The organism is Ruminococcus sp. (genome assembly GCF_024691275.1).
Classification (GTDB): Bacteria; Bacillota; Clostridia; order Oscillospirales; family Ruminococcaceae; genus Ruminococcus.
On record NZ_JAILNU010000058.1, the window covers coordinates 24009 to 38829 of the forward strand.

Sequence of the window (14821 nt, forward strand, 5' to 3'; positions counted from 1 at the left end):
TGACAAAAAGTGCTGTAAGCGGAACGGTTTTGTTGAGAGTAAGCGGGTTTGCGAGCGGCAACGTGGATAAAGTGCAGCATCGCTCGGCTTACTGCTGTGATTTTATATAGTCGGCTATCCTGTATATCCCGTAGAATACCCAGATTATCCATGATAATTGCCAGAGTCCTGTAAATACGCTGAAAAGCAGGTATATTACAGCAACAGCAGTTGCTATCAGCCAATGTTTCAACGCTTTACTCCCATTGCAAGTATAGCACCTGCGAAGTCGTTGAAGTTCTGAGTCTGGAGAATGACCTTTCCCGGACCTGTAAGACGTGTGAGGAAGAGTCCCTCGCCGCCGAAGAGTATATTACCGAGACCCTTTACTGTTTCGATCTCATACTTTACGGTAGGTTCAAATGCAACGACGTTTCCTGTATCAACTTTGAGGACTTCACCCGGGTTAAGGTAGCGTTCTACCTTATCGCCGTCAACTTCGAGGAAAGCCATGCCCTGACCGAAGAGCTGCTGGAGGATAAAGCCTTCACCGCCGAATAATCCCGAGGTTATTCTCTTTGTGAATATTGCCTTGAGGTCAACGGTCTGTTCTGCGCAGAGAAAAGCGTGTTTCTGGCATATAAGACCGTTCTGAGTGATGCTTACAGGCACTATATCACCAGGGACTGTTGCGCCGAAAGCGATCTTTGCGCCTGCTGTTTCAGCGGTATAGTTAGCCATGAATATAGATTCGCCTGTGAATATTCTTCCGAGGCTTCTGCCGATACCGCCGCGGGCATTTGTTGACATTTTGATACCTTCGGACTGCCATATCATGCCGCCTGACTGTGTGTACATTGATTCGCCTGCGTTGAGTTCACATTCAACAGCAGGAACAGTGTCTCCGATTATAGTATATCTCATTTGACATACCTCCTTGTATTGATAATATATTTATTCCGTTTAGAGCGGGATTACCTGACTATTCTGCAAAGGCTGGCTTCTCCCGAGTTAAGGTGTATCTTCTCTCCGTCGGGAGTGCATACGATGAGATTCGCATTATCATCTATGCCGAGAGCTTCGCCGACAATAGTCTTATTTCCGATATTTGCTGTGACCATGTTGCCCGTGAGGTATTCACGGCGGCGGTATTCTTCAATGAAGGTCCTGTTTTCGATCCTGCCCATGTAGTTTTCGAGGCGGTTGAGGACTTCTGCACAGAGCTTGTTTCTGTTGATGATCTTGCCTGTTTCGTCTTCGATGGAAGATGCTGTTTTGAGGAGCTCCTCATCGAAGATATCCTTTACGCTGCGCACATTTATGCCGATACCTATAACGGCGCAGTCGAGGGTACGCATTTCGAGCCCGAAGGAAGCCTCTGTGAGTATGCCGCATATTTTCTTGCCGTTCATGTACAGGTCGTTGACCCATTTTATCATGACATTTTCTCCGCAGAGGTGCTCCACGGCTTCGGCAGCAGCACAGGCTGCGGCGGCTGTTATCATAGGGGCGTATTCAAGGCTGAATTTAGGGCGGACGAGGGTACTCATATAAAGTCCGCTGCCTGACGGCGAAACGAAGCTCCTGCCAATTCTGCCCCTGCCTGCGGTCTGCTGGTCGGCAACGGTGGTAGTACCGTTGGGGGCGGAGTTGGAATCGAGCTCCTTTGTGATATTGTTGGTGGATTCTACGGTGTCGTAAACATTGAGAGTGCGTCCGAGTTCTTTGGTTTTGAGCAGCGGCAGAATAAGAGCTGCCGAAAGCTTATTGTTATCTTCGTTGAGTTTGTAGCCTTTTGACGTAACTGATGTTATGGAGAAACCGTCGGCTTCCAGAGCGCGTACAGCTTTCCAAACGGCGTTACGGCTGACACCAAGCTTATCCGCAAGAGCAGCTCCCGATATATAGCTGCCTTCTGCGGCGGCGAGAGTTGCAAGCAATTCGGATCTGACGTTCATGACATACCTTTCCTTTCGGTAATATTGATAACATTGTAGCACAAAAAAAACGATAATGCAAGTTAAAAAAGTATTAAAAGTCGTAAAAAGTCGTATCAAGTTGTAAATTTTTTTGCTGCACGACAAAAAAAGACGGTTTTCCCGTCCGTCCTGAGATATAATTATTAAGCCTTCAGTCGTCAGGCAGCGTGACGCTGCACACTTGTCCCGTTGCGCTTGTTCCACGCACTAACTCTGTACGTAAACGTTGATCTGCTTTCGCTTGCGGAACAAACTGCCAAACGCAACATGGATCCAACTGTAGGGGCTGTCGGCTCTGCATATAGCATTGCTGATTCAATCGTCGCCTGAGAAGATCTGCGCCGCAGCGATCACAACGGCAATGGCTACAGGAGCGATACACGGCAGTATACGTGAGCAGTACATACTGCTTATAGGTTCGAGGGTATATTTGTCCGTCCAGCCGCTTGAATCGGCGTGAGCAGTCAGGCGTTTCAGCATGAACATACACAAGGCGAGTCCGCTTGCCGACATCGGGACTGAGAGCTTATCGAGCAGCTTTTTTCCGGGAAGGCACAGGAAAGCGCCTGATGTCATGAGGACTGCCGAGAGTATCATAAGAATGCCTGTTGAAGCTATGCTGCCGCCGTAGCTTTCACGGTTGTACACAAGTCCCGCTCCCGTGAGCACGGGCATTGCGCAGGAGAAATAAAGACTGAGCAGTATCATCACGAGCTTTGCGGCTTTCATGAGCGGCGAGCTTTTTTTATGGAAAGAACTTACATTATTTTTTCTCATTTTTTTACTCCGTATGTAGTTTTCGGCTGTCAGTGATTATCAGTTATAAACTTATGCAGCCGAAGCATAATAAAAATGTTCCCTCGGGAACACGAAAGGAAATAAAAATGCGTTTGAAAAGAAAAATAATAAAAACAGCTGCGGCGTTATTATCTGCTGCTTTTGTTGGTTTATACGGCACGGCGGGATATTACTCGTCGAGACTGCCGTCGGTCATCAATGCGGAACAGACCGATGAAATAAAAATAGCGGGATTTTCCGAACTGAAATGTACCTGTTCCCGCGGAGATGCAATACCAGCACTTGGCAGAGGTATCGCAGCAGAGCAGGTGACCTTCTCGCTGTTCGGAGTTATTCCCGTTAAAAATGTTGAGATCCACAGGGCGGAAGCTCCTGTTTACGCGGTTGGAGGTATACCCTTTGGTATAAAGCTCCTTATGGAAGGCGTTATGGTGACGGGGCTTGGCGATGTGGAATGTGAAAGCGGTACTGTTGTATGTCCTGCCGAGAAAGCAGGTATCCGCAGGGGCGATATCATTCGTCTTGCAGACGGAGAGACTCTCACCTCGAACGATCAGCTTCAGGGGCTGATATCCTCCTCCGGAGGAAAGACGGTGGAGCTGTCTGTCGAACGTGACGGAGATGTATTTTCGGCGCTCCTTCAGCCAGTCCTTTCGCGCAGGAGCGGCGGCTGGAAGGGAGGTATGTGGGTGCGTGACAGCATTGCTGGCATCGGCACCATGACATTCTTCGATAAGGAAAGCGGCAGCTTTGTCGGACTTGGGCACCCCATATGCGATTCCGACACAGGCGGCATAGTTCCTGTTCACAGCGGAGAAGCTGTACCTGTTGAAATAACTGATGTAAAGCGCGGCGCACGGGGCATACCGGGTGAGCTGCGGGGAAGCTTTTCGGCAGGAGACAGCTTCGGCAGCCTTTCGCGCAACAAGACCAGCGGTATATACGGCAGTCTCTCAGCGGAAGCGGCGGCGGAGCTTTCTGAGGAATGTGAAGAATACAAAATGGCATTTCGTCAGGAGATCGAAGTCGGCCCTGCCGAAGTGATAACTACGATATCGGGAGAAAGACCCGAGAAATATGCTGCGGAGGTAGTCAGCGTTGATTACAGCAGCGCAGGAACGTCAAAAAACATGGTCATACGCATAACCGATGAGCGGCTTATAGAAGCTGTCGGCGGAATAGTGCAGGGCATGAGCGGCAGTCCGATAATTCAAAACGGTAAGCTTATCGGAGCAGTCACTCATGTATTCGTAGCCGATCCTGCTCAGGGATATGGCATATTTGCGGAGACTATGTATGATGAGATGGGATAGTACCTCAGACAATAAAAGCGGGCGTTACGATGGTAACGCCCAAGTATTGTTAAAAATTATCTGTTCTCTTCGCTGAATCCGCTGTCAACGAGTTCGATAAGTGCATCAACAGCAGCCTTTTCATCAGTGCCGTCAGCGATAACCTTTACATTTGTACCGCCTACGATACCAAGTGAAAGGATACCGAGTAAGCTCTTAGCGTTTACTCTGCGTTCTTCTTTTTCGATCCAGATTGATGACTTGAATTCATTTGCCTTCTGAATAAAGAAGGTTGCTGGTCTAGCGTGAAGTCCAACCTGATTCTTAACCATTACTTCTCTAACAAACATAAACAACTCTCCTATTCTCTGTAGTTACAGCCCCTCTCTATAATGGACTGTGTTGATGTTTGCAATTGTTTTACTTGCTGATTTTATTATACATACATTTCGATTATTAGTCAACGGATTTTTGCGTTTATAGAGCCGTATTTCATTAAATTCTACATTTAGGTTAAATGTGAATGAAATTCTATCAACTTGCTTGTTGATTATCACTACAAAAGAATGTTGAGAGTAATTGTTGAAGTTGCACATTGTTCAACGCAATATTATGGTTATTTTTTCTAAACGGAAAAAGCTTTTTCGTATATACTTGCAGTTAATGTGTGGAACAGCTGTGGAACAGTTGAAAATTGCGATCGGAAAAAGATGTCATTTTATGTCGTTTTTGTATTTTTCAAGAAGATCGGGACGGCGTTCGGCAGTTATCTTCAGGCTCTGTTCGTGCCGCCAGTTTTCGATATTTTTGTGATGACCTGTGAGCAGGACAGGCGGAACGGCTTCACCTTCCCATATTTCGGGACGAGTGTACTGCGGATACTCCAGAAGACCGCTGTATATGCTTTCGTCGGTAAAGCATACCTCGTCGGAGAGAACTCCGTCGCACATACGGGCTACTGTATCGGCGACAACCATGGCAGGCAGTTCGCCGCCTGTGAGAACATAATCGCCGATAGATATCTCCTCATCGACTATCTTGTCAATCACGCGCTGGTCAACGCCCTCATAGTGACCGCAGAGGATAAGGATATTGTCCAGTTTTGAGAGCTCTATGGCTTTCTGCTGGTTGAAGATGCTTCCCTTCGGGGACATATATATAGTGTGGGGGGGGGCGCCGAGCTCATCACATACTGCCTTGTAGCAGTTGTAGATAGGCTCGCACTGCATGACCATGCCCATACCGCCTCCGTAGGGAGTATCGTCAACACGGCGGTGCTTGTCCTGAGTATATTCCCGTATCTGTCGGCAGTGAAGGCTTATCTTGCCTGCTTTTCTTGCTCTGCCGATGATACTCTCACCGAGTACCGCTTCGCACATTTCGGGGAATAAAGTAGCTATTTCGATATGCATAGTTTTTCTCCTTTTATAATTTGAGACCGCGGAAAACAGCGGTCTCGAAGTATTTTATGTAAGTTTGATCGACTCTGCAACAGCGACAACGTCTTCCTGATCGGTAACGCTGAGGTCGATGTGATAGCACGTACGCTTGTCCTTTTCGGGGTAGATATTCACCATAGCATAATTGTTATTGTCGGGAGATTTTGCGGTAATAAGGAATCCGCGGAAACCAACTCCGTCAACAGCGTAGAATCGCGCAGGGTAGCCATCACCCATGTAGTACTCCTCTTTCAGCTTCATGAGCTGATAGAAGGTCTTGGCATTCTTGAAGTTATGAATGTCGAAATCGTCCATAGTCAGCGATGTGACAAGTTTTATGAACTCATAGGCATTCTCAGGCGTAGTTTTTTCGGCTGTCTTGCAGTATTTTTCAAGAGCCTCTTTGGTGATGCCCGTTCTGTCGAGAAAATCGGAGTTCTCGTTGAGCTTTTCGCTGAAAATACTTAAAGTGTGCGAACCGTCATCGTTTTTCCACGTAAGCTGCTCCTTGTTGTTTGTACGTTCGGATCTCATATCTCCCCATGCGGTTATTCGCAGGTCGAAGCCCGAATAGTTTTCGTAGTCATCGGGGAGTTTTTCGGGAGTTGTCGGAGCGTTTTCCCATATATTGTCGGTGAGATCGAGTTCGTGAGTACATTTGTAATAATAGGGCGTACCGGGGAATACGTATGCGCAGACACCAGCTGCGATAATTACGAGCAAAAATAGTATGCCTAAGAATTTTTTCATGAAAAGTGCCTCCTTTGGCAGTGTATCGCCATTTTTCTATTGTTCTACATTATTTTTTCTATATCTTTTTTTGTGAGCTTTGAACTATTATTTATTTATCAGTCGAAAAGTCCGTCAAGGGGACGGATAGTCATAATATTTCCGTCGATGTCCGTGGAAACTACGACATCGGCGATGGCAGGGACGAGATATTCTCTGTCCGCGCCCTTTATCACGTAGACATCGTTTGCACCTGTCTGCATAACATCGGCGATAGTTCCGTATACCTGCTGAGTATCTGCGTCGCGTACCTCCATGCCGATAAGGTCCTGAATGAAGTATGTATCGTCGTCGAGTTCAAGGTCATCGCGGTGCATATACAGCACCTTGTTGCGGAGAGCTTCCGCAGCTTCGGGAGTGTCGATGCCCTCGAGCTTTGCAATAACTGTATTTTTGAACACTCGGGAGCGCTCTATGTTCACTTCCTCGTGATTTTTTCCTATGAAAAGCCTGTCGAACTCCGCAAGAAGTTCGGGGCTGTCGGTATAGGGCATTATCTTCACTTCCCCGCGGATACCGTGGGTAGTGACTATCTTGCCTGCTTCGAGAAATTCTTTTTTCATATCTTTTCCTTTATTATTCAAGCTCAACAGAGCTTATTATCTGCTTTGCCATTGTTTCGTCGGGACAGTTCAAAGTAACGGTATATACTTTGTCAGGGGTATTATCGGAGAATATAGTTGCGACCCAGAGATTTCCGTTGTATCCCGGGGATACTTCCTGTCCGATATATGTATTGAAGCCGCTGATCTTTGTTTTCCACATTTTTTCTATGCCAACAGCTTCCTCCTTGGTCTGAGCAAGGTCAAGAAATACGTCCTTGTCCTTGCCGCGGAGTTTCAGGCATTTTTTAGCTGTGAGGCAGTTTCTTGTATAAAACACCATAGTCGATGAAAGACCGTACTGCGGCAGGTCAACGCCTATCGTCTTGTAGAAATGTCTGTAATCAGCTTCTTTGAACTTATAATATTCCCACGGGTCATAGAGGTCAGATTTATCGTATTGGTCGCTGAGCATATTCTTGTATTCTTCATCAAGCTTTGCGAGTTCCTTATAGTCGGCAGTTAATACGAATATTCTGTATTCTTTTCCCGATTTGTAGGAGCTTGCTTCTCCGCCTTTGATAGGGCTGCTTCCTTCCCAGTCAGCTGGGATACGGAAGGACACGCCTTTCAGCGAGTGGCTTGCGAAATCAGATGGAACTTCCGATTTTTCAAATTCGGGGACGAGATCGTCTATATGGTCATATCTGTGCTTGACTTTCAGATAAGTGGGCAGTCCAGGGAAGAATACGGATATGACCAGTGCTGAGATGAGCAGGAAGCCGAGAACAGTTCCGCCGATAGTAAGGGTTTTTTTCATTGTATTATTTCCTTGCTTGATATTTCATTGCAGGGGCGGCATTTCGCCGCCCGACAAGCTAATAGTTTAGATTCAGTGAGTAAGTCTGCGCTTGCAGTATGAACGCTTGCCGCATTTGGGGCAGGTGAGCTTTCTCTTTGTAATAGTATGAGCGCCGAAAATATAGCTCTTTGCAGACGGAACGAAACGTGCTCCGCAGTGACTGCACTCATACGTACCTGCGCTCATATCTTCTATAGCGGCAACTGCTATACCGCCTGTCATGACGATGATCGCTATTACGATGAGCAGTACCCTCTGCCATGCTTTCATTTCCGCAAGACCTGCGACTGTAATCAGTGTACAGCCTGCAAGTATAGTTACGCCGCAGACTATTGCTTCGATGATTATTTTTTTGATGTTTTCTTCTTTTTCGCGCATGATATTCATAATATTTTCCTCCGCTTTCTTCTTGTAGTCCTCGTCGGGGATACGCTCGCCCGTGAGGAGCTCGTTTACATTGATACCTAACTTTTCACAGAGAGGAAGCATGAGCGATACTTCGGGAAGACCCTTTCCTGTCTCCCACTTGGAAACTGTCTTATCACTGATAAGCAGTTCTTCGCCGAGCTGTTTCTGTGTAAGTCCCTTTTCTTTTCTCATCTGAGAGATGAACTTGCCGATCTTGATCTGATCCATTCATGTGTCCTCCTTTCTGAGAAAAGTGTATCATGCTGCGGAGAAAAAGTACACCCATGAGGCGTAGAATCATGGTATATAGCGGAGTCTACGCTTCGTAGAGTGCGGTTTTAAGCCATTAGCCTTTAGCCGTTAGCTTGCAGGGGCACACATTGTGCGCCCGTAAATCATCGGAAAATTTATCGGGCTGATGTAGGAATCAGCCCCTACATGGTATAATTGTATAATGTGCCGAAAGCGATGTACAAGTAACCGATTTAATAATAGTGAGCTTACGAGCGACATCGGGGCAAGGGTGCAGCGTCACGCTGCTCAGTTCTTCATTTCAAAGCTTTCGCCGAGGATATCCTTGTTAGCATCGAGGATAGGCTTGATGCACTCAGCAAGGAACTCGTCCACCTGCTGTGAGCTTCTGCCTGTGTAGTTTTCGGGCTTGAGAACAGCGTCAAGCTCCTCCTTTGTTACCATGAACATCGGGTCAGCTTCGATGAGTTCGCAGAGGTTGTTGTCAAGACCTCTTACCTTAACGTTTGCGCCTGCTTCCATAGAGTAGTCCATGATACGGTCGTGGAGCTCCTGACGGTTGCCGCCCTTCTTAACAGCGTCCATCATGATGTTCTCACTTGCCATGAAGGGGAGCTCTGCCATAACGCGGCGGCGGATCATTTCAGGGTATACCACGATGCCGTTTGTAACGTTCATCATGATGTTGAGGATAGCGTCAACGCCAAGGAATGCCTCTGCAACGCTGATACGCTTGTTTGCGGAGTCGTCGAGAGTTCTCTCGAACCACTGTGTGCCTGCTGTGAATGCAGGGTTAAGGCTGTCTATCATTACGTAACGAGCGAGGGAAGTGATTCTCTCGCAGCGCATAGGATTACGCTTGTAAGCCATAGCAGAAGAACCGATCTGCTTCTTCTCTCTTGGTTCTTCCATTTCCTTGAAGGACTGGAGGATACGCATATCGTTTGAGAACTTGCTTGCTGTCTGAGCGATATCGCTGAGGAGCTCCAGCACCTTTGAGTCTACCTTACGTGAGTAGGTCTGACCTGATACGGGAACTACTGCATCGAAGCCCATTTCCTCTGCGATCATCTGCTCCAGCTTCTTGATCTTGTCAGTGTCGCCCTCGAAGAGCTCCATGAATGAAGCCTGAGTACCTGTTGTGCCCTTTGAGCCGAGGAGCTTCAATGTAGACATACGGTATTCGAGGTCGTTGAAGTCCATGAGGAGCTCATTGAGCCAGAGAGTAGCTCTCTTGCCCACTGTAGTGAGCTGAGCAGGCTGAAGATGAGTATAAGCCAGACAAGGGAGGTTCTTGTACTCGTCAGCGAACTTAGCGAGGTTGTTCATAACGTTTATGAGCTTTCTGCGGACAATTTTCAGAGCGTCGCGCATGATGATAACGTCGGTATTATCGCCTACATAGCAGGAAGTAGCACCGAGGTGAATGATACCTGCTGCATCGGGGCAAGCCTGTCCGTATGTGAAAACGTGAGCCATAACATCATGGCGTGTGATCTTTTCGCGTTCAGCTGCCATTTCGTAGTCTACATCGTTGATATGCTCCTCGAGCTGCTTTACCTGTGCCTCTGTGACAGGAAGACCGAGCTTCATTTCAGCTCTTGCAAGAGCTACCCAGAGCTTTCTCCAGGTCGTGAATTTTTTATCCGCAGAGAAAATATACTGCATTTCCTCGCTTGCATAACGTGTGCAGAATGGGCTTTCATAGCTGTTGATATTACCGCTCATTTTCAAAAGTTCTCCTTTATAACAATACTCGTACTTCGATAGTACATCACAATAATTATAGCATCTTACCTCTTTCATGTCAATAAAAAAGGCAGCTCTTAGCCGCCTTAGTTTTTGATTAAATTTTGCTGTTTTTCTGTGAAAATTACACATTGACAAAGAATTGGCAGTACAGCTTCTTCACAGTAATTGAACTATGAGCAGGTATGCGATTTTTTAGCTTGTCTGATATTCAGCAGCAATGCCGTTACTGCTTCAAGTGCGGTAAGTATGATATAGGGTGTGCAGATGCCGTTGTTATCCGCAGGATTCACCATGAACAGATGCAGACACAGATTGCATGAGAAATGATATATCATTGCCGATAATATATTACGAGTGTACTTCATCATAAAGCTGTAAATATAGCTTTCGGCAATGCAGCCCACAAAGAACAGGAGTATCGGTACTTCTGTACGCTGTTGTATGAAGTAATGGAAATGCCATGCTCCCCATATAGTGCCTACGATGAGCGGAACAGAAGCACTGTGAAGCTTATACGTTCTGAGTTTGGGTTCAAGGTAGCCGCGCCAGCCGATCTCCTCAGCAATAAGCGCCCATAGTATGACGATTAACTGCTTTGTAGGTATATGTCCGCAGGAAAAAGCGTTCCCGCTGCATATGCAATAGATATATTTTGAAGCGAACATAGTCCCTAATGCGATGACAACGGGAAGAAAGATCGCAGCAAACAGGCGTTCTGTGTGAAATATCGCAGAAAGGTTTGCTCTCAGCTCTTTATTTACAGCGAGGATACCGATCGCCGTTATCGTTGGTGAAGCTGCTTGTACACCGAAAAGCAGGAAGCGGACAGCCTCGTTTTGGATAGCTGTTTGTGCGAGCATTGATACGAACGAGAGCAAAAATGTTATGAGCAGATAATAAATGATACAGCTATGTTTCTTCATGGCAGCTTATAAACTGTCCATAGTATCCGGACCGTCATGCTTAGGGTATTCCTTGTATTTCTGATCGTTGAAGTCTATATCTGTCATCTCGTCAGATGAATACTTGCGGTTTCGGTCGATCTTGTCCTGATAGGGGTCTTTGATCTTTGACTGCTGAGTATCCATTTCCTGATCGAAGAAGCGCTCGTTGAAGTGCGGGAAGCCGTCACTTGCTTCGAGTTTATGGTACTGAATGTTTATTTTCAGGTTGATAACAGCAGCTGCACCGCATATTACGAGCAGTACCAGGTGTATAACAGCACATTTATGGAATATATTGAACTTGTGGAACATACTGTTCTCATACGGGCTGAGGAACATCAGCAGCAGCTGATTGAGGAAAAGTATGACCAAGACGAGCAGTGCCATGAAGTCTCTGTAGCTGTAGCAGCCTCTCCATGCGCAGTAGCCTACCGCAGGTATTACTATCAGTGCGTCGAGTCCTGCAACTGAGATATTTGTGATAAATCCCATGAAAAAGGCAGTGGGGATATACACTATCATAGGCACGAAATACAAGAAAAACAGTACAGAGCGTGTCTTGTTTATCTTGTTCATAAGAGTGCGGTTATGCGCGAATTCCTGCGATTTCAGGTTACGGTTGTACGCTAATTCTTCATAATTTGTCATGATATTTAGTCCTTCTTTTTTAGTATATGAGGGTATCAGCCGTCGTTGAGCCTGTCTTCGGTGTGGACTATGACGGTACTCTCTAAGAGCTTGAATCCGAGAGCGCTTGCGGCATCGGGAACTCCGTCGGGCAGTCTTATGCCGAGATCGGGCGGAGGAGTAGTTGCCTCGCGGCGTTTTCGTTCTTTCCTGATGATAACGCTCCACATAATTATATTTGCTATGATGAATACCGCAGCAGCTATTGCGACGATCATCATCTCATTTTTAGTCATAGGTATCCACCTCTTTGATGCTAAGACTTTATACGGAACACAGCGGCGGTGATATTGCCGTGTTCCTCTGTTTGTGACCCATGTTACCGTATCATATTATTGTACTGACGGTATGCGCTTTTGTAGCATAGATATGCCTGATACAGCTTTACGTCCTCGTCGGGGTCGAGATGCGGGTCGGTTATCCAGCGTTTACGTTTCTGTTCATAATTTGCAGCATCGTCATTAAGTTCTATGACCTTGCCCAAAACAGGATAAATAGTGAGCTGAGCACGTATCCAGACATCTTCATCATCTTGAAATAACTTATATAACAGTGAGCTTGACCTGTCTTTGCGGTACTTGCGGCTTTTTGAACATTCATAATGAGAATATTTTACATCAGAGATATTGTCGTAATAAATTTTTCGGCGGCGAAGCAGCGTATGTATCTTGATATGATCGGCTTCGACGATTATTTTTGTGCCGAAGATCTTTTCAATTGCGAGAAGAAGGACGAATACGGTATCAACTACGAGGCAGAGAGCAAGTATACCGCCAAAAATAATCGTAGGGTATTTATCATTGATAGTAAAATCTAAAAATACAAATAACAGTAATGCAGCTATTGCGATGAACCAGGGTATGATTGTCCCATAGCACAGAGCGGGAGTAGTATGTTTGATCCTGAATTTCATGTCAGCCTCCTTCAAAAACAAGGTACTTTCGGCGTTTGATGTGATCTGCGGAACGGTGCTGCGGTCAAGGCATTACACGCAGCATTGCGACGGTGATATTGTCGCGTTCTTCTCTCTTTTTTACAGTTTCGATAAGCTGTCGGATTCTTTTCTGCATATCTTTCTTTGTCGAGGTATTTTCGGCGGAAAGACCTTCGTAGAGCTCCTTTTCCGTGAGAACGTGGCGGAAGCCGTCCGAGCACACCATATAAGCGGTGTTATTTTCGAGCGTTCCCAGCCTTATCTCGGGAGAGATATCGCCTGTAACGCCGATGCACTGAACGAGGGCATTGCGGCGCGGATCTGTGCGAGCCTCCTCAGGGGTCATCTTCCCCATTTTGACTGCACGGTTGACGAAGGTATGGTCGTCGGTTATCTGGCTGAGCTTATCGGATATTTTATATATACGTGTATCGCCCACATGGAAGGTCATGAAATCGTAATTAACAGCGATGAGACCCGTTGCGGTAGTTCCAAGCTGAATCTCGTGTCTTGCACCGTAGTCGATGAGCATCGCGTTGAGTCTTCTCAGGCGGCTTATAACGTTGTGGGCAGCGGTCTGCCAGTCCCAGTCGGGAAGCTCGAAGGGGAACTCGTTGTCGAACCATTCCGCGAAGCTTCTGACCACCTCGGCACTTGCAAGCTCTCCGCGGGAGAGACCGCCCATGCCGTCGCAGACCAGCATAAGAGCAGCTCTGCCGTTAGCTGTCTGAGCGATCTTCAGGCAGACGCTGTCCTGATTATTCTTTTTAGTGATACCGATATCGGTATCGCAGGCTGCAATATATTCCATATATTCCCCCTTAGTGCAGATGCTTATGCGTCGATGAAGTCGAATTCCTCGTCCGAAAGCTTGAGAACGTCGCCGTTTTTCAGCTTGATCTCTCTGTCGGGCAGAACGGGAGTGCCGTTTATATATGTTCTGTTTGTTGAGTTGTTATCCTCAACGAAGCATGAGCCGTCACGGTAATAGATAGTTGCGTGAAGGCGGCTGATAGTTCTGTTTTCGGTGACGCAGAAGTCAACGCGGTCGCGTTCCTTGCCGATCCTGAACACAGGCTTATCAATATTGACGGTAATGCCTGTAGCGCGTCTTTTCAGCTTAGGGTAATTCACCTCGGTGTGCGGCTGATGGCTGTTCCTCATGAGTTCTGGGAGAGCGTTCCTGCTTGCGGTATCGAGGGCGGGGATTATCTTAGGCTCAGGGATAACAGGTGCAGGGGAATGCATGAACTGTTGAGAGCCCTTGTTTATTTCGTTTATAATGGTCTGTGCAGCGTTCTGCTGCTGTACAGGACGGGGCTCAGGTCTGGTGAAGTACTGTGTCTTCGGCTGAGCCTGCGGCTGTGGACGCAGAGGTGTCTGCGGGAACACAGACGGAGCATCTCTGCGGATATACTCCTCGGCTTCGGTGACGGTAAAGCCGTTGGCGCGGCACACGAAGTTCATAAAGCCGTCCACGCTCTTGAAGTCCTCCTGCGAGGTATAGGTCGCGTAGGTGGATATACGGCGCAGGCAGTTCACTATGCCGTCGTTGACGCTCTCGTTGTACCACAGCGGCAGATAGAACAGGTAGAGCTCCAGTGAATCGACATCTATGGTTATAAATTCAGGTGCGAGAACGATATTCTGCATATTGAAGCCGCAGCTCTCTGCGAGCCGCATATGTTCAAGGAGACTGAGAACGATAGTGAAGTAGCATTCCTTGTCGAGGCTCCTGCTTTTGAGGACAGACATGAGAGGAACGCCTGATGCGCCTGTGAATTCGAGCTTGCCCTCGCCCTCTGAGTACGGGACGAGCCAGCCCTTTATACTGTTGTCTATGAAGTATCTGTATTCGGCATCGTTGAGCATTTCATTGCCTGTAAATCGGCATTTTATGCACACCTCGCCGTTCTTTTCCGTAAATTTCAGCTTTGCCACGTTTTTTCGCCCCTTTTTTACTATTTGCAATATTATTATACAATATTCTATTCTCAAAGTCAATTGTTAATTGTTACGCCTTTTGCCGCCTGTCGGGGCGGGTAAGTGAGTAGAAAGCAGTAAGTAGATTGTAGGGGCGCACAGTGTGCGCCCGTGCCTTACACGACGCGCAACATGAACTCCTATAAACTACTTACTAAATAATACAAAAGGACCGCCCCGA

18 protein-coding genes are annotated in these 14821 nt (G+C 46.9%); 1 reads left to right on the forward strand and 17 read right to left on the reverse strand.

The annotated features are described in order from the left end of the window. Positions 1-88: 88 nt before the first annotated feature. The 4 genes from K6G33_RS06785 to K6G33_RS06800 form a co-directional block, all read right to left on the reverse strand. Positions 89-232, reverse strand: coding sequence for a hypothetical protein (locus tag K6G33_RS06785; RefSeq protein WP_296777630.1), 144 nt, complete (start codon positions 230-232; stop codon positions 89-91). Next, entirely contained in the window at positions 229-903 is a 675-nt protein-coding gene (locus K6G33_RS06790) for a TIGR00266 family protein (protein ID WP_296777634.1), read from the reverse strand. Before K6G33_RS06790 ends, K6G33_RS06785 begins: the two co-directional genes overlap by 4 nt. Positions 904-953: 50 nt before the next feature. Continuing rightward, positions 954-1937, reverse strand: coding sequence for a biotin--[acetyl-CoA-carboxylase] ligase (locus K6G33_RS06795; RefSeq protein ID WP_296777636.1), 984 nt, complete (start codon positions 1935-1937; stop codon positions 954-956). 336 nt (positions 1938-2273) lie between these two features. Further along, positions 2274-2735, reverse strand: coding sequence for a hypothetical protein (locus K6G33_RS06800; RefSeq protein ID WP_296777638.1), 462 nt, complete (start codon positions 2733-2735; stop codon positions 2274-2276). Positions 2736-2842: 107 nt separating this feature from the next. On the opposite strand from K6G33_RS06800, the gene spoIVB reads away from it, so the two are divergent. Next, positions 2843-4069, forward strand: coding sequence for a SpoIVB peptidase (gene spoIVB, locus K6G33_RS06805; RefSeq protein WP_296777640.1), 1227 nt, complete (start codon positions 2843-2845; stop codon positions 4067-4069). 56 nt (positions 4070-4125) lie between these two features. Here spoIVB and K6G33_RS06810 read toward each other — a convergent pair whose 3' ends face one another. From K6G33_RS06810 to K6G33_RS06870, 13 genes are all read right to left on the reverse strand, one after another. Then, a complete protein-coding gene (locus K6G33_RS06810; RefSeq protein WP_173450498.1) occupies positions 4126-4398 on the reverse strand; it encodes an HPr family phosphocarrier protein in 273 nt (90 codons plus the stop codon). 363 nt (positions 4399-4761) lie between these two features. Next, positions 4762-5460 (reverse strand): tRNA (guanosine(37)-N1)-methyltransferase TrmD, encoded by a 699-nt coding sequence (gene trmD / locus K6G33_RS06815; protein ID WP_296777643.1) that lies wholly within the window; start codon positions 5458-5460, stop codon positions 4762-4764. A gap of 54 nt (positions 5461-5514) precedes the next feature. Then, positions 5515-6237: a hypothetical protein gene (locus K6G33_RS06820; RefSeq protein ID WP_296777646.1), complete on the reverse strand. Its 723-nt coding sequence runs from the start codon at positions 6235-6237 to the stop codon at positions 5515-5517. Positions 6238-6335: 98 nt separating this feature from the next. Then, complete coding sequence (rimM, locus tag K6G33_RS06825) at positions 6336-6839, reverse strand: ribosome maturation factor RimM (RefSeq protein ID WP_296777648.1); 504 nt, start codon at positions 6837-6839, stop codon at positions 6336-6338. Between the two features lie 13 nt (positions 6840-6852). Further along, positions 6853-7638: a hypothetical protein gene (locus tag K6G33_RS06830; RefSeq protein WP_296777649.1), complete on the reverse strand. Its 786-nt coding sequence runs from the start codon at positions 7636-7638 to the stop codon at positions 6853-6855. A 72-nt stretch (positions 7639-7710) separates the two neighbouring features. Further along, positions 7711-8316, reverse strand: a complete 606-nt coding sequence (locus tag K6G33_RS06835; RefSeq protein WP_296777651.1) for a helix-turn-helix transcriptional regulator — start codon at positions 8314-8316, stop codon at positions 7711-7713. A gap of 312 nt (positions 8317-8628) precedes the next feature. After that, positions 8629-10068, reverse strand: a complete 1440-nt coding sequence (gene purB / locus K6G33_RS06840) for an adenylosuccinate lyase (protein WP_028517789.1) — start codon at positions 10066-10068, stop codon at positions 8629-8631. 194 nt (positions 10069-10262) lie between these two features. Beyond that, entirely contained in the window at positions 10263-11015 is a 753-nt protein-coding gene (locus tag K6G33_RS06845) for a CPBP family intramembrane glutamic endopeptidase (RefSeq protein ID WP_296777655.1), read from the reverse strand. Between the two features lie 6 nt (positions 11016-11021). Next, complete coding sequence (locus K6G33_RS06850) at positions 11022-11684, reverse strand: hypothetical protein (protein WP_296777656.1); 663 nt, start codon at positions 11682-11684, stop codon at positions 11022-11024. Positions 11685-11719: 35 nt separating this feature from the next. Then, on the reverse strand, positions 11720-11959 hold the full coding sequence (locus K6G33_RS06855) for a hypothetical protein (RefSeq protein ID WP_296777658.1): 240 nt from the start codon (positions 11957-11959) through the stop codon (positions 11720-11722). Between the two features lie 83 nt (positions 11960-12042). Beyond that, entirely contained in the window at positions 12043-12636 is a 594-nt protein-coding gene (locus tag K6G33_RS06860) for a hypothetical protein (protein ID WP_296777660.1), read from the reverse strand. Positions 12637-12700: 64 nt separating this feature from the next. After that, positions 12701-13468, reverse strand: a complete 768-nt coding sequence (locus K6G33_RS06865; RefSeq protein ID WP_296777663.1) for a protein phosphatase 2C domain-containing protein — start codon at positions 13466-13468, stop codon at positions 12701-12703. A 23-nt stretch (positions 13469-13491) separates the two neighbouring features. Further along, positions 13492-14598: an FHA domain-containing protein gene (locus tag K6G33_RS06870; RefSeq protein ID WP_296777665.1), complete on the reverse strand. Its 1107-nt coding sequence runs from the start codon at positions 14596-14598 to the stop codon at positions 13492-13494. Positions 14599-14821: the final 223 nt, after the last annotated feature.

What these genes read in the sequence shown, in the direction of transcription:
- K6G33_RS06835 (WP_296777651.1), bottom strand. Translation starts at nt 8,316, where the DNA reads ATGGATCAGATCAAGATCGGCAAGTTCATCTCTCAGATGAGAAAAGAA.
- K6G33_RS06860 (WP_296777660.1), bottom strand. Translation starts at nt 12,636, where the DNA reads ATGAAATTCAGGATCAAACATACTACTCCCGCTCTGTGCTATGGGACA.
- K6G33_RS06795 (WP_296777636.1), bottom strand. Translation starts at nt 1,937, where the DNA reads ATGAACGTCAGATCCGAATTGCTTGCAACTCTCGCCGCCGCAGAAGGC.
- K6G33_RS06810 (WP_173450498.1), bottom strand. Translation starts at nt 4,398, where the DNA reads ATGTTTGTTAGAGAAGTAATGGTTAAGAATCAGGTTGGACTTCACGCT.
- purB (WP_028517789.1), bottom strand. Translation starts at nt 10,068, where the DNA reads ATGAGCGGTAATATCAACAGCTATGAAAGCCCATTCTGCACACGTTAT.
- K6G33_RS06820 (WP_296777646.1), bottom strand. Translation starts at nt 6,237, where the DNA reads ATGAAAAAATTCTTAGGCATACTATTTTTGCTCGTAATTATCGCAGCT.
- trmD (WP_296777643.1), bottom strand. Translation starts at nt 5,460, where the DNA reads ATGCATATCGAAATAGCTACTTTATTCCCCGAAATGTGCGAAGCGGTA.
- rimM (WP_296777648.1), bottom strand. Translation starts at nt 6,839, where the DNA reads ATGAAAAAAGAATTTCTCGAAGCAGGCAAGATAGTCACTACCCACGGT.
- K6G33_RS06845 (WP_296777655.1), bottom strand. Translation starts at nt 11,015, where the DNA reads ATGAAGAAACATAGCTGTATCATTTATTATCTGCTCATAACATTTTTG.
- K6G33_RS06850 (WP_296777656.1), bottom strand. Translation starts at nt 11,684, where the DNA reads ATGACAAATTATGAAGAATTAGCGTACAACCGTAACCTGAAATCGCAG.
- K6G33_RS06790 (WP_296777634.1), bottom strand. Translation starts at nt 903, where the DNA reads ATGAGATATACTATAATCGGAGACACTGTTCCTGCTGTTGAATGTGAA.
- K6G33_RS06800 (WP_296777638.1), bottom strand. Translation starts at nt 2,735, where the DNA reads ATGAGAAAAAATAATGTAAGTTCTTTCCATAAAAAAAGCTCGCCGCTC.
- K6G33_RS06855 (WP_296777658.1), bottom strand. Translation starts at nt 11,959, where the DNA reads ATGACTAAAAATGAGATGATGATCGTCGCAATAGCTGCTGCGGTATTC.
- K6G33_RS06830 (WP_296777649.1), bottom strand. Translation starts at nt 7,638, where the DNA reads ATGAAAAAAACCCTTACTATCGGCGGAACTGTTCTCGGCTTCCTGCTC.
- K6G33_RS06865 (WP_296777663.1), bottom strand. Translation starts at nt 13,468, where the DNA reads ATGGAATATATTGCAGCCTGCGATACCGATATCGGTATCACTAAAAAG.
- spoIVB (WP_296777640.1), top strand. Translation starts at nt 2,843, where the DNA reads ATGCGTTTGAAAAGAAAAATAATAAAAACAGCTGCGGCGTTATTATCT.